The 22,078-nt window shown below is 32.8% G+C and carries 22 protein-coding genes; 10 read left to right on the top strand and 12 right to left on the bottom strand.

Annotated elements, in window-relative coordinates; all coding sequences use genetic code 11:
• The first annotated feature begins 121 nt into the window (after positions 1 to 121).
• Entirely contained in the window at positions 122 to 862 is a 741-nt protein-coding gene (locus G3A47_RS16800) for a glycosyltransferase family 2 protein (protein WP_166924427.1), read from the top strand.
• Here the strand turns inward: G3A47_RS16800 and G3A47_RS16795 are convergent.
• Complete coding sequence (locus tag G3A47_RS16795; RefSeq protein ID WP_166924425.1) at positions 854 to 1,579, bottom strand: polysaccharide deacetylase family protein; 726 nt, start codon at positions 1,577 to 1,579, stop codon at positions 854 to 856. The two genes, G3A47_RS16800 and G3A47_RS16795, sit on opposite strands and share 9 nt — an antisense overlap.
• Before the next feature lie 56 nt (positions 1,580 to 1,635).
• Here G3A47_RS16795 and G3A47_RS16790 point away from each other — a divergent pair, with 56 nt between their 5' ends.
• Positions 1,636 to 2,412, top strand: a complete 777-nt coding sequence (locus G3A47_RS16790; protein ID WP_166924423.1) for a glycosyltransferase family protein — start codon at positions 1,636 to 1,638, stop codon at positions 2,410 to 2,412.
• Positions 2,413 to 2,567: 155 nt separating this feature from the next.
• Here G3A47_RS16790 and G3A47_RS16785 read toward each other — a convergent pair whose 3' ends face one another.
• The gene (locus G3A47_RS16785) at positions 2,568 to 3,452 is read right to left on the bottom strand and encodes a hypothetical protein (protein ID WP_166924421.1); all 885 of its coding nucleotides are present in this window, start codon (positions 3,450 to 3,452) and stop codon (positions 2,568 to 2,570) included.
• 509 nt (positions 3,453 to 3,961) lie between these two features.
• Between G3A47_RS16785 and G3A47_RS16780 the strand changes: the two genes are divergently transcribed.
• From G3A47_RS16780 to G3A47_RS16765, 4 genes are all read left to right on the top strand, one after another.
• Positions 3,962 to 4,777, top strand: coding sequence for a 2,3,4,5-tetrahydropyridine-2,6-dicarboxylate N-succinyltransferase (locus tag G3A47_RS16780; RefSeq protein WP_166924419.1), 816 nt, complete (start codon positions 3,962 to 3,964; stop codon positions 4,775 to 4,777).
• Positions 4,778 to 4,887: 110 nt separating this feature from the next.
• The gene (locus tag G3A47_RS16775) at positions 4,888 to 6,777 is read left to right on the top strand and encodes an LTA synthase family protein (RefSeq protein WP_166924417.1); all 1,890 of its coding nucleotides are present in this window, start codon (positions 4,888 to 4,890) and stop codon (positions 6,775 to 6,777) included.
• An 87-nt stretch (positions 6,778 to 6,864) separates the two neighbouring features.
• A complete protein-coding gene (locus G3A47_RS16770) occupies positions 6,865 to 7,932 on the top strand; it encodes a glycosyltransferase family 9 protein (RefSeq protein ID WP_243860492.1) in 1,068 nt (355 codons plus the stop codon).
• 4 nt (positions 7,933 to 7,936) lie between these two features.
• Positions 7,937 to 8,725 (top strand): glycosyltransferase family 2 protein, encoded by a 789-nt coding sequence (locus tag G3A47_RS16765; protein WP_166924415.1) that lies wholly within the window; start codon positions 7,937 to 7,939, stop codon positions 8,723 to 8,725.
• Here G3A47_RS16765 and G3A47_RS16760 read toward each other — a convergent pair.
• Positions 8,706 to 9,473: a Kdo domain containing protein gene (locus G3A47_RS16760; RefSeq protein ID WP_166924413.1), complete on the bottom strand. Its 768-nt coding sequence runs from the start codon at positions 9,471 to 9,473 to the stop codon at positions 8,706 to 8,708. The two genes, G3A47_RS16765 and G3A47_RS16760, sit on opposite strands and share 20 nt — an antisense overlap.
• Before the next feature lie 83 nt (positions 9,474 to 9,556).
• On the opposite strand from G3A47_RS16760, the gene G3A47_RS16755 reads away from it, so the two are divergent.
• The gene (locus G3A47_RS16755) at positions 9,557 to 10,633 is read left to right on the top strand and encodes a glycosyltransferase family 4 protein (protein WP_166924411.1); all 1,077 of its coding nucleotides are present in this window, start codon (positions 9,557 to 9,559) and stop codon (positions 10,631 to 10,633) included.
• Between the two features lie 193 nt (positions 10,634 to 10,826).
• On the opposite strand, the gene G3A47_RS16750 is transcribed toward G3A47_RS16755, so the two are convergent.
• Positions 10,827 to 11,690, bottom strand: coding sequence for a hypothetical protein (locus G3A47_RS16750; protein WP_166924410.1), 864 nt, complete (start codon positions 11,688 to 11,690; stop codon positions 10,827 to 10,829).
• 126 nt (positions 11,691 to 11,816) lie between these two features.
• Here G3A47_RS16750 and G3A47_RS16745 point away from each other — a divergent pair, with 126 nt between their 5' ends.
• Entirely contained in the window at positions 11,817 to 12,833 is a 1,017-nt protein-coding gene (locus tag G3A47_RS16745) for a glycosyltransferase family 2 protein (protein WP_166924408.1), read from the top strand.
• Between the two features lie 8 nt (positions 12,834 to 12,841).
• Here the strand turns inward: G3A47_RS16745 and G3A47_RS16740 are convergent, their stop codons facing one another.
• From G3A47_RS16740 to G3A47_RS16710, 7 genes are read right to left on the bottom strand one after another with little or no spacing between them, the layout of a single operon-like run.
• Complete coding sequence (locus tag G3A47_RS16740) at positions 12,842 to 13,810, bottom strand: glycosyltransferase family 2 protein (RefSeq protein WP_166924406.1); 969 nt, start codon at positions 13,808 to 13,810, stop codon at positions 12,842 to 12,844.
• 36 nt (positions 13,811 to 13,846) lie between these two features.
• Positions 13,847 to 14,482 (bottom strand): acetyltransferase, encoded by a 636-nt coding sequence (locus G3A47_RS16735; RefSeq protein WP_166924404.1) that lies wholly within the window; start codon positions 14,480 to 14,482, stop codon positions 13,847 to 13,849.
• Positions 14,482 to 15,492 (bottom strand): ketoacyl-ACP synthase III, encoded by a 1,011-nt coding sequence (locus tag G3A47_RS16730; protein ID WP_166924402.1) that lies wholly within the window; start codon positions 15,490 to 15,492, stop codon positions 14,482 to 14,484. Before G3A47_RS16730 ends, G3A47_RS16735 begins: the two co-directional genes overlap by 1 nt.
• 6 nt (positions 15,493 to 15,498) lie before the next feature.
• Entirely contained in the window at positions 15,499 to 16,242 is a 744-nt protein-coding gene (locus G3A47_RS16725) for an SDR family NAD(P)-dependent oxidoreductase (RefSeq protein WP_166924400.1), read from the bottom strand.
• Positions 16,242 to 17,327 (bottom strand): aromatic ring-hydroxylating oxygenase subunit alpha, encoded by a 1,086-nt coding sequence (locus tag G3A47_RS16720; RefSeq protein WP_166924399.1) that lies wholly within the window; start codon positions 17,325 to 17,327, stop codon positions 16,242 to 16,244. Before G3A47_RS16720 ends, G3A47_RS16725 begins: the two co-directional genes overlap by 1 nt.
• Positions 17,324 to 18,379: a ketoacyl-ACP synthase III gene (locus G3A47_RS16715; RefSeq protein ID WP_166924398.1), complete on the bottom strand. Its 1,056-nt coding sequence runs from the start codon at positions 18,377 to 18,379 to the stop codon at positions 17,324 to 17,326. Before G3A47_RS16715 ends, G3A47_RS16720 begins: the two co-directional genes overlap by 4 nt.
• A 6-nt stretch (positions 18,380 to 18,385) precedes the next feature.
• On the bottom strand, positions 18,386 to 18,616 hold the full coding sequence (locus tag G3A47_RS16710; RefSeq protein WP_166924397.1) for an acyl carrier protein: 231 nt from the start codon (positions 18,614 to 18,616) through the stop codon (positions 18,386 to 18,388).
• A gap of 256 nt (positions 18,617 to 18,872) precedes the next feature.
• Here G3A47_RS16710 and G3A47_RS16705 point away from each other — a divergent pair, with 256 nt between their 5' ends.
• On the top strand, positions 18,873 to 19,949 hold the full coding sequence (locus G3A47_RS16705) for a DegT/DnrJ/EryC1/StrS family aminotransferase (RefSeq protein WP_166924395.1): 1,077 nt from the start codon (positions 18,873 to 18,875) through the stop codon (positions 19,947 to 19,949).
• 52 nt (positions 19,950 to 20,001) lie between these two features.
• Positions 20,002 to 20,574 carry an L-threonylcarbamoyladenylate synthase gene (locus tag G3A47_RS16700; protein ID WP_166924393.1) on the top strand — a complete coding sequence of 191 codons (573 nt, stop codon included), beginning with the start codon at positions 20,002 to 20,004 and terminating at the stop codon, positions 20,572 to 20,574.
• A 305-nt stretch (positions 20,575 to 20,879) separates the two neighbouring features.
• Here G3A47_RS16700 and G3A47_RS16695 read toward each other — a convergent pair whose 3' ends face one another.
• Positions 20,880 to 22,004 carry a cysteine desulfurase family protein gene (locus G3A47_RS16695; RefSeq protein ID WP_166924391.1) on the bottom strand — a complete coding sequence of 375 codons (1,125 nt, stop codon included), beginning with the start codon at positions 22,002 to 22,004 and terminating at the stop codon, positions 20,880 to 20,882.
• Positions 22,005 to 22,078: the final 74 nt, after the last annotated feature.

Raw genomic sequence — 22,078 nt, 5'->3', positions numbered from 1 at the left:
TTTCTCTTCTTAATTGAAGGTAACCAATACCGTTAGTCACACAAAAACTTTAAATCCTTCTGACAAACAATCGTTTGCAACAAAATACAGCATCAACTATTAATTATCAAAATAATTAATCATGCCATTTAAATTATCCGTTATTATACTTACTTATAATGAAGAGCTTTATATCAATGATGCTATAAAATCAGTTTCATTTGCTGACGAAATCATTGTTTTAGATTCCTACAGCGATGACAGAACCCCGGAAATTGTTTCTCAACTGGGAATCAAATTAATTTTTAGAGCATTCGACAATTACTGCAATCAAAGAAATTATGCAATCTCTCTAGCTACCGGAGATTGGATTTTATTTTTAGATGCTGATGAAAGAGTCTCTGAAAACCTAAAAGCTGAAATACTCAGTAGTATCGAATCAAATAAATTTACTGCTTACAAAATTTGGTTTCCGCATTTTTTTATGAATCGCTTTTTGTTTCATTATACAGATAAAAATGTTCGTTTAATGAAAAACTGCGATCTTCTTTTTAAAAATGAGGTTCATGAGAAATTAGTCCTTAAATCAAAACCGGGTGTTTTAAAAAACTATATGATACACTATACCTATAGAGGACTCCTTCATTTTATAAGTAAAAAAGATAAATATGCCTGGTTTCAAGCAAAAATGTATACAGACAAGGCAAAAAAAGTGACTTTGTTTTTGTTATTTTTCAAACCCTTTTATCGCTTTTTTCATACCTATTTTGTAAAAAGAGTATATCTTGATGGTGTTCCTGGTTTTGCCGCCGCCGCAATAGATGCCTATGGAGTTTTCTCAAGATATGCTAAAATGATGCTAATTCAAAAAGGCTCAAAATAGTTTTAACTTACCAAATATAATTTTTAATCTAAAAACCAGTAATGAATCCTGTCCTTCAATACTAATTCGTTTCACCTCAAATTTGTCTTTAAAAGGAAAACGATTGGGACGATTGCCAATTTTCAAACCAAATTTTATTCTATTTTCAACAATTATGTTCTTAAATTTTATTTTTTTTTGTCTTTCCCTTGGATAATTACCATATGGATATGCTAAAACAGGAGAAATCTTTAGATTATTGTTCTTAATTACTTCTTCGCATTTTAAAAAGTCCTTTTCTACCTCTAGAGGGAGTAAAGAACTATATTTTCTATGCTCATAAGAATGATAACCCAATTCTATTTTATCACTATTAAGTAGCTTCAACTGCTCTATAGTCATTATTTTTTCTGCAGAAAATTTCGAATTTTCATTCCATAAATCCAGTTTTCCGATATAAGCGAATGGAACAAAAAAGCTAGCCTTTAAATTAAATCTCTCCAATAAAGGAACTGCGTATGTAAATTGATTCTCAGTAACATCATCAAAGGTAAGCACGATACTCTTCTTAGGGATAAAATGCATTTTTTCCAATTCTGAAAAATGAAATGTTTTATAGTTATTGTCTTTTAAAAACTGAAATTGCTTTTCTAAATTTCGCACTGAGATTGCTAATTTATTGCTTTCATTTTCAGACCGACAAACGTTATGATACATTAAAATGGAGAGTTTAGGCATTTTATATTTTTTCTTACAAATATAAAATAAAAAATACGTAATTTAATACAAAAAAAATGATTCCTTCTATAACAACTTCTAAAATTAGTGTTTTGGCATTTTTCTGCAGCGAAGCCTGTACTATAACAGAACTTATTAAAAATGTGTCATTTGCGCATGAAATTATTCTAATCAATACTGGCACTGACAGTGAAGCTACAACAGCCAAAGAAAAACCCGGGGTAACTATTGTACAACAAACCATCTCAGATAAAACCCTACAACAAAATGTACTGATTAACGAAGCGCAAAACGACTGGATACTACTATTGGATCAAAATGAATATATTTCTCCCGAACTTAGAGATGAGATACTAACCAAAATTTCAAAACCAGAATCAGATAGTATTTTTTACATAAAACAAACCCTTCATTTTTTTGAAAAAAAATTAAGGTATGGTGAATTTAATCATCGAAAAAAGGTTTTTCTTTTTAATAAAAAAAAGCAGCACTTTTTAAATCATCAAAAAAGCAAGCCTTTTTTAACAACCCTCTTTAGAAAATCAAGTGTTCTAAAAAATAGAATAGATTCCTATGGGTACAAAAATTTCGATGAATACAACCATCAATTAAGCTTAAAAAGTAAAGAAGAAGCTATAATTTTGTTTAAGAAAAATATGAAACCAAATATTTACCACTTTTTTTTAAAACCTTTTTTAAATTTTATAAATCAATATTTTAAAAAACTGGGCTTTCTTGATGGAAAAGAAGGATATGTTCTTGCTTACATAAATTCATTCGCCGTTCTTAAACGCTACTTAATTCTTTGGCTTTTGCACCATAAAATGGAATAAATTTTATGATATTTTGTAGCTTAAAAACCTATCAAGGAAACATTTGAAATACAACAACAAAATAAAAATATACTAAACGTACTGTTAAGCTAAAATAATTTAACTGCCAATATCTCTCTTTTAGTAAGATTTATTAAAATCGTTTTTAATTGCCTCTACAACAAAAGATAAACTTTTTTGCAGAAAAATTTAATCCGTTGTTCAAAATTTTTAAACCAGAGCAACGTACCGGACATATTAAGCTTTTTTTCCCTTCGAATTATATCATTTATTTCACCAATCTCCTTAGTTGGAAAAAAACCTAAATTTTTACATCTTTTAGGCTTTGAATAGTGAAAGTCCTTATACTCTGTATAATTGTTTTCATTTACTGTCAACCATTTTGTTAAGAAGTCTTCAGCAACTTCTGTATTATGCCCCCAATTTTCAAGTTTAAAACGCAAATCCTCTTCCGTTCTGGATAAAGACTCATGTAAAATAATACTATTAGTATATATTTGACGTCCACAAGTCCTACGTCCTAACATATAATTTGGATAATTTGTAGCAAAAATTGCTTTCTGAGGCTTATCTATATACAAAATTCCATTCTCTGTGTATTTGTAAAGCATAACCAAAAAGACACAAATCTGTACTTGTTTCTCTTCCGGATTCTCAAGATAAGAGTCATATTTTCTTAAATCGGATACAAACTGTTCAAAATTGACAAAATATTCATCACTATCAATCTGGATTAACCAGTTTCCTATCCCCATTTTATCAGAAAGCATTTTTCTTTCTCTAATCTCGCATTCCATTGTAGTTAAGGTAGGAACATAAAAATCATCTTCATAAATCACAATTTTTTTCTCTACGTCAAAATCAGCAATCCATTGAAAAAAAGACTCTTCTATACAAAAAGATTCCCCTTTCCAAGTAAGTCTTTTTTTATCAATCGCAAAAAAGATAGTATCGGCCTTCTGATAGATAATTGGTATCGATTTTTTTAATAATTCATAATCATATGACACTAAACAACCAACTTGTATTTTCCCCTTCATTATCGCAATATTAATTTATTGTAAGATACTAATTAATAGTGCATAGTTAATCAAAAAAAAGTGTTTTTTCTTACGAATAAATTTCTTTTTACGCTTCAATACCAACCCGATCACTACTGCAAATCGTATAAAATCGAATTTCCCAACAAAGCCTAACCGCCTGACACTGATTTTGAGAATTTCAATACAAATAGTACCCTAAAACAAAAAAATGGCATTGGAAATGGGTCTGATCGCTATTTAATTTTTCAAACACTGTGTACTTCCATATATGAAACAGTATCAACTTTACTTTATTCTTTTACTACTACTTAATTATTATTAAAAAGTAAATCAAAAGCTTAATTTCAGTCCTGATTTTGTACAGCAAAACGCGATTAGAGCCCCAATTTTTGTCATTAATTTTTCACTCCAAATTAAAAACAAAATGTTACACCTGTAACATTTTCAGACGGTTTTACCTTTTTGCTTTTGGTCAAATACGTTATCTTTGCCAAAAATTAAAACTTATGAATTCTTTACAGACGATAATCGAACAAGCTTGGGAAAACAGAGCTTTACTACAAGAAACTACTACAACTGATGCCATTAGAGAGGTTATAGAATTATTAGACGCAGGAAAATTACGTGTTGCTGAACCGGTTGGTGAAGGATGGCAGGTAAACGAATGGATAAAAAAAGCTGTTGTAATGTATTTCCCTATTCAAAAAATGGAAACATTAGAAGCCGGTATTTTCGAATACCATGATAAAATGTTACTTAAGAGAGGTTATGCTGAAAAAGGAATTCGTGTAGTACCAAATGCTGTGGCGCGTTATGGAGCTTACATCTCAAGTGGTGTTATTTTGATGCCAAGTTATGTAAACATTGGAGCTTATGTTGATGAGGGAACTATGGTAGATACCTGGGCAACTGTTGGTAGTTGTGCACAGATCGGTAAAAACGTTCACCTAAGTGGTGGTGTTGGTATTGGTGGAGTTTTAGAGCCTTTACAAGCTGCTCCGGTAATTATTGAAGATGGTGCTTTTATTGGTTCTCGTTGTATTGTTGTAGAAGGAGTACATGTTGGTAAAGAAGCCGTTCTTGGAGCTAATGTTTGTCTTACTGCATCAACCAAAATTATAGATGTTACCGGTGATGAGCCTGTTGAAATGAAAGGTTATGTTCCTGCACGTTCTGTTGTAATCCCGGGAAGTTATACTAAAAAGTTTGCTGCAGGAGAATTTCAGGTTCCTTGTGCCTTAATCATTGGTACTCGTAAACCATCTACAGATTTAAAAACTTCATTGAATAATGCACTTCGCGAATACGATGTGGCTGTTTAATTTTCATTGTTAAGCTAATGTTAAAAATACATTAAAAATTTTAGGTTTTCTTTGTTGAGATTTATATTTTCGCGGAAAAATAATCCCCAAAAAAAACCTAAAATTTTTAAATGCCTAACATTAACCAAAACGTACTTCTATTTCTAAAAAGATTTGTTTTAGTACTAGTAACCTACCAACTTAGCCGAATTCTGTTTTTCGTTCTGAACATGGAATTGTTCGAAGGCTTTACTTTTAAAATTTTTATAGGTGGCGTAGTTTTTGACTTAGCCGTTATTTCCTACATAAATGCCATTTTTCTGTTTTTTCATGTAGTTCCCCGGAATTTCAAATACAAACCGATATATCAGACAGTATTAAAAATTGCATTTTATACGGTCAACCTTATCTTTCTGTCTACCAACTTTATTGATATTATTTATTATCGCTTTACAGGCAGAAGAAGTACTTTTGCACTAATTACTGCCAGAGGTATGGAAAACGACACCATAAGATTAATTCCTTCCTTCTTAAAAGATTTCTGGTATGTTGCTCTTTTATTCATAATTATCAGCATTATATTTTGGAAATTAATACCAAATCAAAAGGAGACAATTGTCATTAACAAGCTGACTAAAAAAGATTATTTTAAAAAAGGCATTTATGTAGTTCTTTTACTTCTTGGAATATTACTTATTGCTCGCGGCGGATTTAGAAAAAAACCAATTAGAATTGTTGATGCTGTAGAATATGGCGAAGCAAATAATGCAGGATTGATCTTAAATACACCTTTTTCTATTTTAAAAACATTGTTTAAAAAAGAAGACATTGATAACACTCCTTATTTTGACAGTAAAGAATTAAGCAAAACCTACAATCCAATAATTTCGCTAAAATCAGGTAAGGCTCCTATCAAGAAAAATGTAGTGATTATAATTTTGGAAAGTTTTGGGAATGAAAATGTCGGACGAGGGCAAACTCCATTTTTAGATTCGCTAATTACAAAATCGTGTTATTTCAAGAATGGTTTTGCAAATGGTAAAGTCTCAATTGATGCCGTTCCTTCCATAATTTCAAGTATTCCGAGTCTTATGAATAACTCATTTATCTCGTCAAGTTATGCTTTAAATAAAGTTCATAGTCTTCCAAAAATCTTCAAAGAGCAAGGCTACACGACCTCTTTTTTTCATGGTGCATTCAATGGCAGTCAAAATTTTGATGAATACGCAAAAGTGGCAGGATTTGATCATTATTTTGGAAAAAATGAATACGTAGGAAAAGAGTCGTATGATGGTAAATGGGGAATTTTTGATGAGGAGTTTTTACAATTCTACGCTAATAAACTTAGCACTTTCAAAAAACCGTTCTTTAGCTCCGTTTTCACTATTTCTTCTCACGTTCCGTATATTATACCTGCGAAATATCATAACAAATTTCCAAAAGGAACAACTGACATACATGAAAGTGTAGCATATGCAGATTACGCACTTCGAAAGTTCTTTGAAACAGCAAAAAAACAGAATTGGTATAAAAATACTTTATTTGTCCTTTCGGCAGATCATACTTCGTCTGGTGGTGATCAGGAGGGCGACCAAACAAATATTGGAAAGTTTAGAATTCCGATCTTATTTTTTGACCCATCTAATCCGAAATTAGCCGGTGTCAATGAAAAAAACTTCCAACAGATCGACATTATGCCAAGTATCTTAGATTATCTGCATATTGATACCGATATAGTAAGTTTCGGTAAAAGCTACAAATCAAAAGAAAATTTTGTAGTGTATTATCTTCAGGGAACTTATCACTACATTCAGGACGATTATTATGTTTCGTTTACAGACAATAAACTAACTGGTTTATACAATTGGAAAAAAGATACTTTATTAAAAAACAACTTAATAAAAATAGATAAACCACGAGCTCAAAGAGCAGAGAAATTTATTAAAGCCTACATTCAGTCGTTTAATGAAAGAGTAATGAACAACCAATTGCTTATCTCAGATAAAAAAAACTTATCTTAAAATTAAAAAACCAAATTCCAATCAATAAACAATTGGAATTTGGTTTTTTTTTACTTCCCTTTGTAGTTTAAAACAAAAGATCCCTACATGAAGATACTTGTAATCCAACAAAAGATGATTGGTGATGTATTGGTTAGCAGCATTATTTGCAACAATCTGCGTATTGCTTATCCGAACGCTCAAATTGATTATCTGGTTTATAGTTCAACAACTCCTGTTCTGGAAGGCAATTCAAGTATCGACAATATTATCCTGTTTGAAGAAAAACATCGAAAAAGCAAAAAAGAACTGTTTCGTCTTGGTTTTCAGATTAGAAATGAAAAATACGATTTGCTAATTGATGCTTATTCTAAATTAGAAAGCTGGGTATTAGTACTGTTAAGCAATGCCAAGCGAAAGATATCCTACAAAAAACCGGGCAGGACTTTTCTTTATACAGACAATATTCCGTTTGCATCTTACCCGAAAACCAATCTTGGTCTGGCTATAGAAAGACGTCTTTCTTTACTGGAACCTCTAGCCTTACAGATAAAAACAGATCCTATTCCGAAATTATTTGTATCAGACAAAGAAAACAAAGAAGCCATCGCTCTTTTTGAAAAACACCAGGTACAAAAGGATCGAAAAACGGTTATGATCAGTCTTTTGGGCAGTGAAGAACTCAAAACCTATCCTTTAGCATTTATGTCTAAAGTGGTTGATTATATTGCCGATCAGGAGGATGTAAACATTCTGTTTAATTATTTCCCAAAACAACTTGAAAGCGCAAAAACAGTATTTGATGCTTGCAAACCTTCTACTCAGGAAAAAATTTATTTTGATTTATTAGGCGGTGATTTAAGATCCTTTATTGCCATTATGAACCAATGCGATCTGATTATCGGAAACGATGGGGGTGCCATTAATATGGCCAAAGCATTAGAAAAACCATCCTTTATCATTTTCTCTCCCTGGATTGAGAAAAAAATATGGGCTACTTTTGAAGACGGAGTTCATCATCTCTCTGTGCATCTGGCCGATTTTCTACCCGATTTATTTGTGGGTAAAACTGAAAAAATGCTCAAAAAAGAAGCATTATCTTTATATCAGGAATTCAAACCTGAATTTTTCAGCGATAAAATCAAATTGTTTTTAAATCAAAACATAAGCAATTAGTAAAATGATTTTGTCTGAAAAACAACTTTTATCGGCCTTACTTATTACGTATAACGAGGAGTCAAATATAAAAGAAGCGCTTCTCAATCTGTCTTTTGCAGATGAAATAATCGTGGTTGATTCTTTTAGCACAGACCGGACAGTAGCAATTGCGTCAACGTTTAAAAACGTAAAAGTCTTTCAACATGTGTTTGATAATTTTGCTTTGCAACGCAATTATGCGTTGAGCCTTGCTTCCAATCCATGGATTCTCTTTATTGATGCTGATGAAAGAATAACTCCCGAACTCCAACAGGAAATTGACTTTGTAATCAATGACGCAAACAGTTATCCTGCCTATTTTATGTATCGAAATTTTATATTCGAAAACAGAAAATTACGTTTTAGTGGCTGGCAAACAGATAAAATCATTCGCCTTTTCAAAAAAGAAGATGCGATTTACAATATCGAGAAAATTGTTCATGAGAAATTAATTATAAACGGAAAAGCCGGAAAATTAAAAAACAAGCTTACACATCATTCGTATTCGAATTTTGAAGATTACAAACAAAAAATGATTTTTTACGGAAAGTTAAAAGCACAGGAGGAATTATTTAAAAAAACCAATCCAAACTTTTTCCATTTTTATGTTCGACCACTTTACCAGTTTCTGAATCAATACCTGCTTCGTTTAGGTATTTTAGACGGCAAAAAAGGAATTATAATTTGTTACCTTAACGCCTTGAGCGTGGCAATACGTTTTCAGGAGCTTAAAAAAATCAGAACGGAATTGCTTAAGACCTCCAAAATTTAAGTTTCTTTTTAAGTCTTTTCTTTTTAGCAAACTCTTCCTGAAACTGAGTGGTATCCCTCCACATTTGCTCAAAAATCTCGGCTTCGGATTTATCAGTATAAAATTTTGAGTATTCGTTACTCATAACCGCTATCATTTCTTTCTTAGGAGTTAAACGTCTGAAATTACTCATACGTTCCTCAAAATTCATGTTTTCATGAAAATTCATTCGATTTAAATCTACCAGAAAAAAATCATATTGATCCGCTTCCTTTTTCTTGATTAAAGTATTTCCGGGTGAATGATCTAAAAACTCCACTCCTTTTTGGTGTAAGTCAAAAGTAAATTGGGTAAACTGTCTCAAAATATTCTCATTATCCGGATAATCAGGAATTTCTACCAGTTCTCTATAAGTCAATTCTGTTACCAAATGCTGGCTTACGTAATAGCTGTCTTTTAATCCTATCAAACTAAAGTTCTCCAGAAATGCGATCGGAACAGGGGTTCCAATATTTTTCTCCAGTAAAATGGTAGCAAATTCAAAAGAGCGTCTGGCTTTTGATTTTCTAAAATATTTATAGGCAATTTTATTAACGATGTTGGGTATTTTAAATGATTTGATATTAATCGTTTGCTCATTTAAACTAAAAAGTTTTATTTTATTTCTGTCCCCATTACCAAAAAGAGTTCCTGATGTATTAAATGTCTCAATATTTTCACGTATTGAGGCGGCATTATTTTCAAAAATTGGGTTGATCTTAAAATTCATTCAGTGGCTCTTTTTAAACAAACAAAAATACATATAGAATTTTAGACTTCAAATTATTATTGTATTTTCGTAAAAAAAATTTAATGTCCGAGACAAAAAGTGTGTTTTTAGAAACCCATAATATTAACAATAGAGCAACTGGGTTAGGCACTTTTAATTATGAATTGATTAAAGGTTTGCAACATCTTAACTTTGAGAATTTAGAACTGCACCTCAACGCAGGAAAACCTAAATTATTAAAAAGCGAATTTGGTGATTCATTCAAGTATCATAAATACATGTCGTTTCATAGGTACAAAACCTTTAGACCTCTGCATAAATTTGATTTATGGCATTCTGTAAATCAGAATTCTAAACTAGAGCCACGAAAGTATTCAAAATATCTTTTAACGATTCATGACGTCAATTTTGTCGAAGAGGTATCTTCAGACATGAATCATAAAAGAAACAGGCTTTTTATCGAAAAACTCAATAAAGCTACAGCCATTACTTATATTTCTGAATTTGCCAAAAAGCAAACTCATGATTATTTTAATGTACCAAATGTTCCTGAGCATGTTATTTACAACGGAAATCCGATTTCGACTTTATTGGACACCTCCGGTTTTGTAAGCGCTGTTCCTGTAGACAAGCCTTTTTTCTATACGATTGGCGATTTTATCGAAAGAAAAAATTACACGTCTATTATTAACATGATGAAGTTAATGAAGGATTTTAATCTGATTATTTCCGGAAATAACAACAGAAGCTACGGACAGGTAATTAAAGACCTTATCGAAGAAAACGGGTTGCAAAATCAGGTTTTTTTAACCGGTAAAATTAGCAATGAAGGGAAGCAATTTTACATGAAAAATTGTGCCGCTTTTCTTTTTCCGTCTATAAGAGAAGGATTCGGCTTACCTCCTATTGAAGCTATGAGCTTTGGAAAACCGGTCTTTTTATCGGACAAAACTTCCTTACCTGAAATTGGTGGAGAAATGGCTAATTACTGGTCTGATTTTGATCCGGAATACATGAAAGAGGTACTCCTAAACGGACTAGATAATTTTGAGAATAACAAAAGTATCATTGAAACAGAAATGAAAAAAAGAGCAGCAAGTTTCGATTGGAAAATTGCCGCTGCTGATTATTTGAAAATTTATAAGGATATTCTAAAATAACCCATTGGGTGTACTTGTTTTTTCAAAACATAGAAATATCATTTTTAAAAACGAAAAAGGAACATACTTTGTTTATTTAAATCCTCATAGTTAGGTTATGTAAACAAAGCATGTTCCTTTTTTTTATTCTTAAAATCTACTTCTCTATGTATTAGTGCTTTTTTTAGAAAGCATTCAACTGATTAAGACAAGATTACTTAAAAAGATATTTAAACCATTGTCCGAAGTTTTTCTTGGCTATATAAGATGATGTCGGAAGCACTTCCTGAAGATCCAGGTTTTCCTCTATTTCTTTAAATGTAGTTCCTTTTACAAAAGCTAATTTTTTCCATTTTTCGGGCTCCATATAAAAGAAATCACGCATTTCTTTATAATTACTCTCGTTTACGGCTTCCCATTTTTTCAAAAATTCGTTTTTATTGATATCTGTATCGTGTCCCCAATTACTAAATTTCATTTCCAGCTCTTCTTTTGTTCTGGAAAGGCATTCATGAAGCACGGCTCCTTTACAATAAATAATTCTTTTGCGGGTCTGTCTCCCTACTCTGTAACTTGGAAAATTGGTAGCAACCATAATTTTTGTTGGTTTCTCTACATATAATACTCCATTCTCAACCCATTTGTACATATTGATCAAATAAGGAGAGATCTGTACTTGCTGTTTTTCAGGATTGTCCAGATAATGATTTTTAGATCTCAGAAAAGAGACAAATTCTTTAAAATCTAAAAAATATTCGTCTGCGTCTAATTGGATTAACCAATTTCCTATACCCATTTTTTCGGCGAGAATTTTTCGCTCCCGAACCTCACATTCCATACTTGTTAACTCAGGACAATAAAAATTATCTTCTACAATCTGAATTTTTGAATCGACATCAATTGATTTTAACCATTGAAAAAAAGTATCATCAATAGCAAAAGACTCTCCTTTCCAAGTCTTTCTTTCTTTATCAATTGCCAAGAAAATCGAGTCGGATTCCTTATATACCTGGGGGATAGCGTTTTTAAGTAATTCGTAATCATAAGAGACCAAAAAACCAACCTGAATTCTTTTCATTATAAAATTTTGTTAAAAAAACAAAGATAATAACATTAACAAACTATCCTGCAAAATTACTTTTGAATTACATAAAATAGACTAAGTTTATATTATATATTTGTCAATTTATTAAAAACCACGTTTATGACAACTCCCGAAATTTCTGTTATAATGCCCGTTTACAATGCTGCGGACTTTTTAACTGAAAGTATCGAAAGCATTCTGAAGCAAACTTTCGCCAATTTTGAATTAATTATTCTTAACGATAAATCAACTGACAATAGTTTGGAGATTATCTCTAAACTCCAACGAAACGATTCCAGAATTATTATAATCAATAAAGAGATTAACGTTGGCCCGGCCAATCTTAGAAATGAAGGACTTACCCTTGCAAAAGGAGATTTTATTGCCTTAATGGATGCTGATGATATTGCGCTTCCAACCCGTTTTGAAAAACAAATTGCAGTTTTAAAAAACAATCCGGAGATTGGTGTTTGCGGAACCTGGTTTACTTTTTTCGGATCTAAAAAGAATAAACTTATAAAACACAGCGAAAAACCCGATGCAGTAAAAATCGCATTTCTGCACAGTTGCGCTATAGGAAACCCAACGGTCATGCTACGCAAAAAGGTATTAGGCAACGCTAAATTCGAGCATGAGTACGTACCTGCAGAAGATTATGATCTATGGAGCAGATTATCTGCCAGAACCGCTTTTTACAACATCCCTGAATCTTTATTAGACTACAGACAACACGATAATAATATCAGTAAAACTAAAATCGACAATGTAAACCGATCTGTTAGAAAAATTAAAATAAATCAAATGAGTCAATTTGGAATCGAAAGCTCCGATCCAAAAATGGATTCTTACCTAAATACTGTATCGCTAAAAAAAGGATTGTCTTCAGAAGAAGTACTCGACGTTATTGCGGCATCAAAATATTTGATTGAGCAAAATAAAAAATTGAACAATTACAATCCCAAATTACTGGAGAACCACATTACAAAAACTTTATTGCGAACTATCAGGAATGCCCGCAATTATAATTTAACCTTTTATAATCAGTTAAAAGAAACCGACAAAAAGTTATTCCAAAAAATAAATGCACTTGACAAAGTCATTTTATTTTTCAAATCCTTAATGGGCTGGAAAAAATAATCTTTTTTCTATTTCGACATTTTAATCTTCACAGAACGCATAAAAAATTTGATTCTGGTACCAATTGATGCCTGATTTAAAAATTCTTTAATAGCGTTCTTTTGATTTGTAGTATCTATTGTATTATCATGAACCGATTTTAAAGCTTCATAGGCTGAGGCTTTCAATAATGATTTCATAACACGTTTAACATTTGCTGTTTGCGACTGAGGAATACAATCGTGAATCTCTCTTATATTCAGATAGGAAGAATATCGCTGAATGAATGGTTTCTGCAAGGAATATATTCCCCCGGCATGCCATCTGTAAACAGCACTCTGAAAATTCATATAAGCCCCTTTCCCATTGCACAATACCAATGCATAAAGCGTATTGTCTTTACCGTAAGTAAATTTTTTATAATCAAGAGGGTCAACAGCCGTTTTTCTGAAAACTGATGTTAAAGTATACGTACAATAAGGGTCAAATAAATTATTAAAGTCAATTGTATAAATATCCGGCAGCGTGTCTTTAAAATCATTTGGAACCATCTCACTTTCTTTTTTCATAAAAAAGTCGGTCCATGTTATGGCATACTCTGCATTATTTTCTAAAAAATCAACTTGTTTTTGCAGTTTTAAAACATCAATCCAGTAATCGTCTCCTTCACAGAGCGCGATGTATTTTCCTTTTGCTTTTGGGAAAGTAACATCACTCCAGAAATTGATTTTTTGAGAATATTGATTTACTGTTTGAAAAACCGGCTTTATAATTAGCGGATATTGATCGGCAAATTCCTTTACAATTGCTGCGGTTGTATCGGTAGAAGCATCATCATGCACGATTATTTCAAAAGGAAAATTAGTTTCCTGACTTAAAAATCCCTGTAAAGTTTCACGAATAAAATTTTCATGATTGTAGGTATCGCATAAAATACTTACCAATGGTTGTTCGGGATTTCCTATCCAATTTAAAATAACACTATTTTGATCTTTCATTCAATTGTACTTTCAATATTATGCGTTAAGGTTTTTCTAGAAACTCAACACTTTCGCCGGAACGCCAAAAACGGTAGTTCCTTCTTTTACATTTTTAATCACTAAACTTGCCGCCCCAACCGTGGCTCCTTTACGAACAGTTATGTTTGGTAAAACGGTCGCTCTGGTATTCAAACAAACTTCTTCTTCTAAAACAGCAAAACCTCCGGTAAAACTATACGTATTCAGATGTGACCATTTGCCTATTTTGGTATCATGTCCCAAACCTACAAAACCCTGTATGGTAACAAAATCCTCAATAATACAATCGTTACTGATATTAGAGTACATAAAAATTAAAACACCATTACCGATAACAGCATTTGTATTTAGAGCACTAGACGGGTGAATCAGATTAATAAATTCCCCTCCTTTAGAAAGAATAAGCTCTACGTAATGTTTTTTCCATTGTACGCTTCCAAGGGCACAGACAAAAACATCATTGTTTTGAATTTCGTATTCTTCAACACCTGAAATAATTTCGGGATAATTCTCAAAACCATCTAATGCTTCTGATTTATCATCCAAAAACCCTTTTATAGTATATTCTGTATTATATCCGGAGCATTGTTTTGCCAGATCATGCACCTCACGCCCATATCCTCTTGCTCCTATTATAATTAAGTTTTTCATTATTCTACGATTAAATTACAAGCCGCCCAAGAGTAACCAACACCAAATCCTGCTAAAACTATATTTTTACTGCTGGCGACTTTTCCTTGTTTTTGAGCTTCGTATAACGCTATCGGGATAGTTGATGATACTGTATTTCCACAATCTCCCATAGCAATAAAAAATTTCTCCTCAGCGATCTTTATTTTTTTCCTTAAATGATTCAGCATGTATTTATTAGCCTGATGAAAGACAAATAAATCAATATCCTCTTTGGCTAAATTCGATTTTTCTAAAATAGCTTCTGTAAGCTTTGGAACAAATTCTCCTGTAAAATTAAAAATTTCAGTTCCGTTCATGAACAAATTTTTATCATTGCGAACATTTCTGAACTCATCCTCAACATCTTCACTAGCACTCGAAACCGGAAAACGCATTCCGCCTTGTTTTACAATCAGGTTTTCTGCTCCTTTTCCATCTGTTCCAAAAATAAAATTTTCAATAGAACAGAATCCTCTTTCACTGGTCACAAGAGTAGCAGCTGCTGCATCACCAAAAATCGTCTTATTGCTTTTGTCTTTTGGGTGAATAAATTTTGAATAGGTTTCTGAAGTAATCAATAAAACATTTTTAGCCATTTGCCCGGCTATTAGTCCTTTTGCTAAACTCAAACCATATACAAAACCGGAGCATCCCAAATTAAAATCTAATGCACCAGTAGTTGTTTCCAATCCTAATTTTTCCTGAATTATACAGGCGGTTGTCGGCAAAAAATAATCCGGACTTTGGGTACAAAACAACAAAAAATCAATTTCTGATTTATCAATGTTATGTTCTGCGAATAATTTTTCGGCTGCCTTAACGGCCATATCTGATGAAAACTCTTCAGGAGCACTTATATGTCGGGCATTAATCCCGGTTTTAGAACTGATTTTTTCAATACCCCATTCCGGAAACTCCTGATGTATCAACTCATTTGACAGAACTCCTTCAGGTAGATAATACGAAATGGCTTTTATACTCGCTTTCATTGTCAATTATATCGTTGAAGTTCTTCCGCCGTCTAAAACTAAATTTTGCCCCGTAATCCAGCTACTAGCTTCAGATAATAAAAACACAATCGGGTTTGCAACCTGAACCGGGTCACCATATCCCAAAGGGTATTTTTTTTCATCTTGCTGAATCACTTCTAAAGACAAATCTTCAATAGATTTTGAGGTTATTTCCGTTTTTACCATTCCCGGTGAAACGCAATTTACTCGTGTTTTACTGTTAGCAAATTCGTTTGCCCACACCTTTGAAATTGCAATTAATGCGCCTTTACTGGCTGCATAAATTCCGTTTCCTTTCATACCGAATAAACCTGCTATCGACGAAACTAAAACAATTGAACTTCCTTTATTTATTTTTTTCTTCTTAAAAATCAAATTAATCAGATAAGCAATAGAGTCAAAATTGATCGATCTCATTTCATTCATTAACTCTTCAGAATAAAATTTAACGGGTGCCAATGATACAACCCCTGCGGAATGCACAACACCGTCGATATTTTCAATCGTATCTACAATTGTTTTAATATCCTCCATTTTAGATAAATCAGCGGCGATAAAACTATTTTCACCTCCACATTCCTCAATCAATTTTTCGAGAAAATCCTGACGTCTGGCAATCGCTATAAATGTCCCGCCCTGTCTTACTATTGCTAAACAAGTTTCGTAACCAATGCCCGAAGACGCTCCTGTTACTACTATTTTTTTTCCTGATAAATCAAATGGATTCATTATATATCTTTTAATTCTTTCTTATTAAAATATTCGTAGAATTTTAAAATTCTAAATTCTTCATCACCAAATAAAGGCGAACTGTCTTTAAAATTTACCAAATTGGTTTGAATATTTTCTACTATTTTTTTATCTTCATTTAAAACAAGATCCAACGAATCATTTGAACTGTTATTAATAAAATCAATAATGTTCTGTTGGGATTCGTTTAATTCTTTTTCAAATTTAGGAGCAAAATAACGCACTCGTAAATTTGTTTTGGAAGGAGATTCCGGAAACATAAATCCAAAATAAAATCCTTTTCCTTCTACTGAACTTATAAAGGCATTGGGGTAACTGTAAAAATGTAAATATCCCTGTATTTTTAAAGTTCGGTCTGCTAATGATTTCTCAATAATTTTGCTTGGCTTGGCACTTTCTCCTTTTGGGAACTCACACCAACTGTGCGCGTCAAAAAAATCAAATTTCTCAGGAGCTACAGACCCGAATCCCATTTTTGCAAATGAATTTTCATGAACTGAAGTACAGTGATAACATTCTAAAACATTTTCGACCAAAAGTTTCCAATTGACTTTGTGCTCTATGGTATAATCAATTGTTTTGGCACCAAAATGTTTGCTTATATCTTCTAATGGGCTAAATATGCTTCCTAAATAATCACTTAAACTTTTATCCAGTTGATCATTTAATTTTATGAAAATAAAATCACCACAATAATCAACTTCATATTCTTTGAGTCTTAGCTCATTGATATGGTCTTTCTCAAATGAATTACGGCACATTAACCCAACTACGTTTCCTTTTTTTCCATAAGTCCAATTATGATACAAGCAGGAAGAAACTCTATTACCATAAGGCTCTTCATGTATCGTATTAAACCTGTGCAAACAAACATTCTGGAAAGATTTTATTGTACCATTATAGTTCTGGATATAAATCTTATTTCCAAAATAATCTAAAGTAACAAAATCATTATTGTTTAATAATTCATTTTTGTGTGCAACTAATATCCAGGATTCATTAAAAAACAAAGATTTTTCTTTTAGATAAATGTCTTCATCTATGTAATTTAAGTTTTTTATCATATTTCGATTAAATCTGAAATTATAGCATTTTCCAGTCTTACTTTAACTGTTCCCCAAGATAAACCTACTCCAAATCCACAAAGAATTAAATCCTGTGTAGCATTAGTCAGATTGTCTTTTAATTCGCTCACAATGGTTAATGGAATTGTTGTAGAAGAAGTATTCCCGAATTCTTTTAAAGAATACGGAACTTTCTCAACCGGTAATTTTAATTTTTTAACAATCATTTTATTCATCATCAAATTAGCCTGATGAAATACAAAATGATCAACAGTGTCCTTATTGATTTCAAATTTTTCAATAAGTTTATTTACCGTTTTTGGCGCTTGTGAAATTCCGAAACTAAAAACATCCATTCCGTCAAGGATCAACTGACAAGCATTTCTCTCAATTCCGGGAGAAATGGTATGGTAAATTAACGAATCCGAATTTGCTCTGTTTCTGGATCCGCCATCATTTATAATAATCGTTTTATATCCGGAACCATCCGTCCCCAGATCAAAAAGTAAATCCGCGGCATTTTCGTCAAATTCAAATGCGGTGGCGCTACCTCCGTCTCCAAAAAGCGGAACTGTACTCTTATCTGATTTAGACAACAATTTACTGCTGGTATCTCCTGCAAGAAGCAATCCTTTTTTTAGTCCGGTTGCTTTCATCATACCCGCAATTATAGACATTCCGTAAACATATCCGGAACATCCTAAAGGAACATCAAAAGCAATACAGTTTGTTGACAATCCTAATCTGTCCTGAAGTATGGCAGCAGAAACAGGTAAAATATAATCGGCCGTTTGTGAAACAAAAACCAAGATTTCTATTTCTTCTTTTTGCCAATTCAGGTCTTTGATTAATTTTTCAGCAGCTTCAGTACATAAATCAGAAGTACAGATTTCCTTAGTTGCAATACGTCTTTCTTCAACTCCGGTTGCATCAATAAACTTCTGAATTTCTTCCTGTGTCAGGATATCTAAATCGATATTGCGCTCCGTATTTTTCGGAACGCAACATGATATACCTTTTATTGCAATATTATTTACTGAAAAAGTAGCCATTTTTAATTACCCTTTATTTTTGATTATTTCGAAGATATCATTTAATGAATTTGAAGATTTGATATCATCTCCCGTCAATTTTACTCCGTATTCTTCATCAGCCATTGCTATTAACGACAAAGCGGTCAACGAATCCCATTCTTCTAAATCTCTAAAAACAGTTTCTTGTTTAATTAATATTGCATCTGTATCATCTAAAAGATCTGCAAAATTTTGCAAAAAAGCGCTGATTTCCATAGTATTCCTAAATTTATTTTGTTTTTATTCTATTCTATAATTTTGTAAAAGCGCAAAAGACAGCTATTTATTTTATCTTAAGAAAACCATTCTTAAAATCTTGTTTTTCAGAGAATCCGGGACTACTTCTAATTACTCTGTTTTTTATAATTCCCACTTATGCTGATAAATCAGCATTCTTTTGTTATTTTTACCCCGCAAATATAACAATAGTTTACCCTTAAAGGTTAATTAAACTTACTAAATCCATAATAAAATGATTCCTGTTACCAAAACTTTTCTACCTCCACAAGAAGAATACAATTCTTATCTAAAGCGTGCCTGGGATAAAGTTTGGCTCACAAATCGTGGTGAACTGACATTAGAACTTGAAGATACACTGAAAAAATATCTCGATGTTCCTCATATTACCATTACCAACAACGGTACAATACCACTACAAATTGCCTTAAAACTATTTGGCAAAGGAGGGGAAATAATCACAACTCCTTTTTCGTATGTCGCTACTTCAGCAGCAATTGTGTGGGAAAATTGCACACCCGTTTTTGTGGATATACATCCGGAATACCTAACCATAGACGAAACTAAAATTGAAGCAGCTATAACTTCAAAAACAACAGCAATTCTGGCAACTCACGTTTTTGGGAACCCATGTCATATTGAGGCCATAGAAGCTATAGCAAAAAAACACAATCTGAAAGTCATTTATGATGCCGCACATTGTTTTGGCGTTACATACAACAACCAATCAGTATTTAATTTTGGAGATGTGAGCACTTGTAGCTTTCATGCTACCAAATTGTTTCATACCGGAGAAGGTGGCGCCATGTTCTGTAATGACGACGCCACACAGCATCAATTGTTTTACAGCCATAATTTTGGACATAATGGACCATTAGCCTTTCACGGACTTGGAATTAATGCTAAAATCTCAGAATTGCAATCCGCAATGGGACTAGCACTTTTTCCGTATATGGAGCATATTATCGCCGAAAGAAAAAAGGTAACTGATTTTTACACCAGCCATTTGAACTTCAAAAATCTTAAAAGCATAAAAATCAGAGAAAATACAGTATGGAATCATAGTTATTACCCTTTACTTTTTGAATCTGAAGCAGTCTTATTAAATGTTCAGGAAGCATTAGCACAGGAAGACATTATACCAAGACGTTATTTCTATCCTTCCTTAAACACCATTACGTATACTGATGGCGCTATAATGCCGATATCAGAATCTATCGCTTCACGAGTAGTTTGCCTGCCTTTATATGTTGGTCTTTCTACCCTTGAGCTCGAAAAGATTGTTGCTATTATTAATAAACTAACCGCTTAAAACAATAGTGCTTTTAAGCAATACCTAAGTTACCACGTAAAATTCTTCTATTATGAGTCAGGATATAAATCAGGAAATAATCAACGCTTACGAAGTTATTAAAGAAGGCGGAATCATCCTTTACCCTACCGATACGGTTTGGGGAATTGGTTGTGATGCAACAAATCCGGAAGCAGTTGCCAAAATATACAAACTCAAACAACGTGCAGAAACGCAAAGTATGATTGTTTTGATGAATGGCGAAAAAATGATGTACAACGTTTTTAAAAATATTCCCGAAGTGGCCTGGCAGCTTTTGGATTTGTCTGAAAAACCAACTACATTAATTTTAGACGAACCAAGAAATGTTGCGCCAAATATAATTGCAGCCGATAATTCGCTTGGAATTCGTCTGGTAAAAGAGCCATTTTGCTTCAAATTATTAGAGCGAATGAAAAAACCATTGGTGTCTACTTCTGCAAATATCTCAGGACAGCCAACACCAATTGCTTTCAAAGACATCAATCCCGAAATTGTAAACGGTGTTGACTATGTGGTAAAATTAAATCAGGATAAAGTTGCCGGAAAACCTTCTACCATTATCAAACTAACAAATGATTCTCAGGTAAAAGTGATTCGTAAATAGCACCTTTACTGCGATTTAACCGCAAGGATCACAAGGATTTCTGCTTATGCTGATCGCAAAGTTCGCAAAGTTTTACGCATAATCTTTGCGGGATCCTATATTTAGCAAGTATTTTTTCACGTAGATTTAGCTGATATGTTTGTTTAGCTGTTGCGATAAAACAATCTAAATAAATCTGCCAAATCTGCGTGAAAAACTTTGCGATTCCTTGCGTAAAACTTAGCTCACCTTGCGTTTAAACCTTTAAACCTTTGCCGCTCTGAACCTCTGAACCTAAAAACTCAGAAACTTAACACCTCAGAAACTTAAATAGCCCCCAAACTCTCAATCAACCAATCAATATCTTCTTTAGTATTGTAATGACTAAATGAAATTCGAAGATTAGGCAATTTTAAATCTTCCTCCGAAAGCATTTCTTTCAGAACATGAGAAGGTTTAATACTTCCCGATTGACAGGCACTTCCTCTGGAAACTGCAATTCCTTTCATATCTAAGTTAAACAGTAGCATTGCCGTTTTATCTGAAGAAAAAGGAAGAATAATATTGATGATATTATAAAAATCATCTTTTTTACCATTGATTCTAAAGCCCTGGAAATGAATTCCAAGCTGTTCAATAAGGTACGTTTTTAAGTCTGTAATGTATTTTCTTTCCTGATCCAGGTTTTCATAGGAGAGCGCTAAAGCTTTTGCCATTCCGGCTATTTGATGTACCGCTTCTGTCCCTGCCCGAAGCCCCTTTTCCTGTTCTCCCCCAAAAATAGAAGGTTGCAATCCCGAATTTCTTCGAATAAAAGCAAATCCAACTCCTTTGGGTCCGTGAAATTTATGCGCACTTGCTAAAATAAAATCAACAGGCGTTTTTTGCAGGTCTATTTCAGTTTTACTTATAGATTGCACCGTATCAGAATGAAACAAAGCGTTGTATTGCTTGCAAATAACACTTACCCTATCCAGATCCAGGATTGTTCCGGTTTCATTATTTACATGCATTAAACTTACGATTGTCTTTTTTTCTTCAGCTAATAAATTGGACAAATGAGTCAAATCAATACTACCATCCGGATTGACTTTTACATAATCAACCTGAATAGTATACTCTGCCTGTAAAGCCAAGGCAGTATGCAAAACAGCATGGTGCTCTATTTTGGTCGTAATGATACGCTCCATCTTAAGATCCTTCACTGCAGAACGCAGGATCCAATTATTAGCCTCAGTTCCTCCTGAGGTAAAAATGATTTCCTGTGCAGAGCAGTTTAGGTATTTGGCAATACTTTTTCTGGAAAGCTCCAGAATTGTTTTACCGTTTCGTCCAAAGCTGTGAGTTGAAGAAGGATTACCAAAATCATCGGACATAACTTTTGTCATTTCCTGAATAACTTCAGCGCGCATTGCGGTTGTAGAGGCGTTATCGAGATATACTTTTTTCATTAGGACAAAGTTATGAAATATCAATTGTGAAATCTTAAATATCAATTGCCAATTTTTTCACTATTTTTGACCCA

Origin of the sequence: Flavobacterium poyangense, assembly GCF_011751075.1 — a bacterium.
Lineage (GTDB): Bacteria > Bacteroidota > Bacteroidia > Flavobacteriales > Flavobacteriaceae > Flavobacterium > Flavobacterium poyangense.
This window is presented reverse-complemented; position numbering and strand designations above follow the sequence as displayed.

Coding starts and splice junctions, on each gene's coding strand:
- G3A47_RS16780 (WP_166924419.1), top strand. CDS start 3,962: ATGAATTCTTTACAGACGATAATCGAACAAGCTTGGGAAAACAGAGCT.
- G3A47_RS16750 (WP_166924410.1), bottom strand. CDS start 11,690: ATGAAAAGAATTCAGGTTGGTTTTTTGGTCTCTTATGATTACGAATTA.
- G3A47_RS16755 (WP_166924411.1), top strand. CDS start 9,557: ATGTCCGAGACAAAAAGTGTGTTTTTAGAAACCCATAATATTAACAAT.
- G3A47_RS16745 (WP_166924408.1), top strand. CDS start 11,817: ATGACAACTCCCGAAATTTCTGTTATAATGCCCGTTTACAATGCTGCG.
- G3A47_RS16700 (WP_166924393.1), top strand. CDS start 20,002: ATGAGTCAGGATATAAATCAGGAAATAATCAACGCTTACGAAGTTATT.
- G3A47_RS16740 (WP_166924406.1), bottom strand. CDS start 13,810: ATGAAAGATCAAAATAGTGTTATTTTAAATTGGATAGGAAATCCCGAA.
- G3A47_RS16760 (WP_166924413.1), bottom strand. CDS start 9,473: ATGAATTTTAAGATCAACCCAATTTTTGAAAATAATGCCGCCTCAATA.
- G3A47_RS16715 (WP_166924398.1), bottom strand. CDS start 18,379: ATGGCTACTTTTTCAGTAAATAATATTGCAATAAAAGGTATATCATGT.
- G3A47_RS16735 (WP_166924404.1), bottom strand. CDS start 14,482: ATGAAAAACTTAATTATAATAGGAGCAAGAGGATATGGGCGTGAGGTG.
- G3A47_RS16765 (WP_166924415.1), top strand. CDS start 7,937: ATGATTTTGTCTGAAAAACAACTTTTATCGGCCTTACTTATTACGTAT.
- G3A47_RS16800 (WP_166924427.1), top strand. CDS start 122: ATGCCATTTAAATTATCCGTTATTATACTTACTTATAATGAAGAGCTT.
- G3A47_RS16730 (WP_166924402.1), bottom strand. CDS start 15,492: ATGAAAGCGAGTATAAAAGCCATTTCGTATTATCTACCTGAAGGAGTT.
- G3A47_RS16795 (WP_166924425.1), bottom strand. CDS start 1,579: ATGCCTAAACTCTCCATTTTAATGTATCATAACGTTTGTCGGTCTGAA.
- G3A47_RS16770 (WP_243860492.1), top strand. CDS start 6,865: ATGAAGATACTTGTAATCCAACAAAAGATGATTGGTGATGTATTGGTT.
- G3A47_RS16790 (WP_166924423.1), top strand. CDS start 1,636: ATGATTCCTTCTATAACAACTTCTAAAATTAGTGTTTTGGCATTTTTC.
- G3A47_RS16695 (WP_166924391.1), bottom strand. CDS start 22,004: ATGAAAAAAGTATATCTCGATAACGCCTCTACAACCGCAATGCGCGCT.
- G3A47_RS16785 (WP_166924421.1), bottom strand. CDS start 3,452: ATGAAGGGGAAAATACAAGTTGGTTGTTTAGTGTCATATGATTATGAA.
- G3A47_RS16775 (WP_166924417.1), top strand. CDS start 4,888: ATGCCTAACATTAACCAAAACGTACTTCTATTTCTAAAAAGATTTGTT.
- G3A47_RS16710 (WP_166924397.1), bottom strand. CDS start 18,616: ATGGAAATCAGCGCTTTTTTGCAAAATTTTGCAGATCTTTTAGATGAT.
- G3A47_RS16705 (WP_166924395.1), top strand. CDS start 18,873: ATGATTCCTGTTACCAAAACTTTTCTACCTCCACAAGAAGAATACAAT.
- G3A47_RS16720 (WP_166924399.1), bottom strand. CDS start 17,327: ATGATAAAAAACTTAAATTACATAGATGAAGACATTTATCTAAAAGAA.
- G3A47_RS16725 (WP_166924400.1), bottom strand. CDS start 16,242: ATGAATCCATTTGATTTATCAGGAAAAAAAATAGTAGTAACAGGAGCG.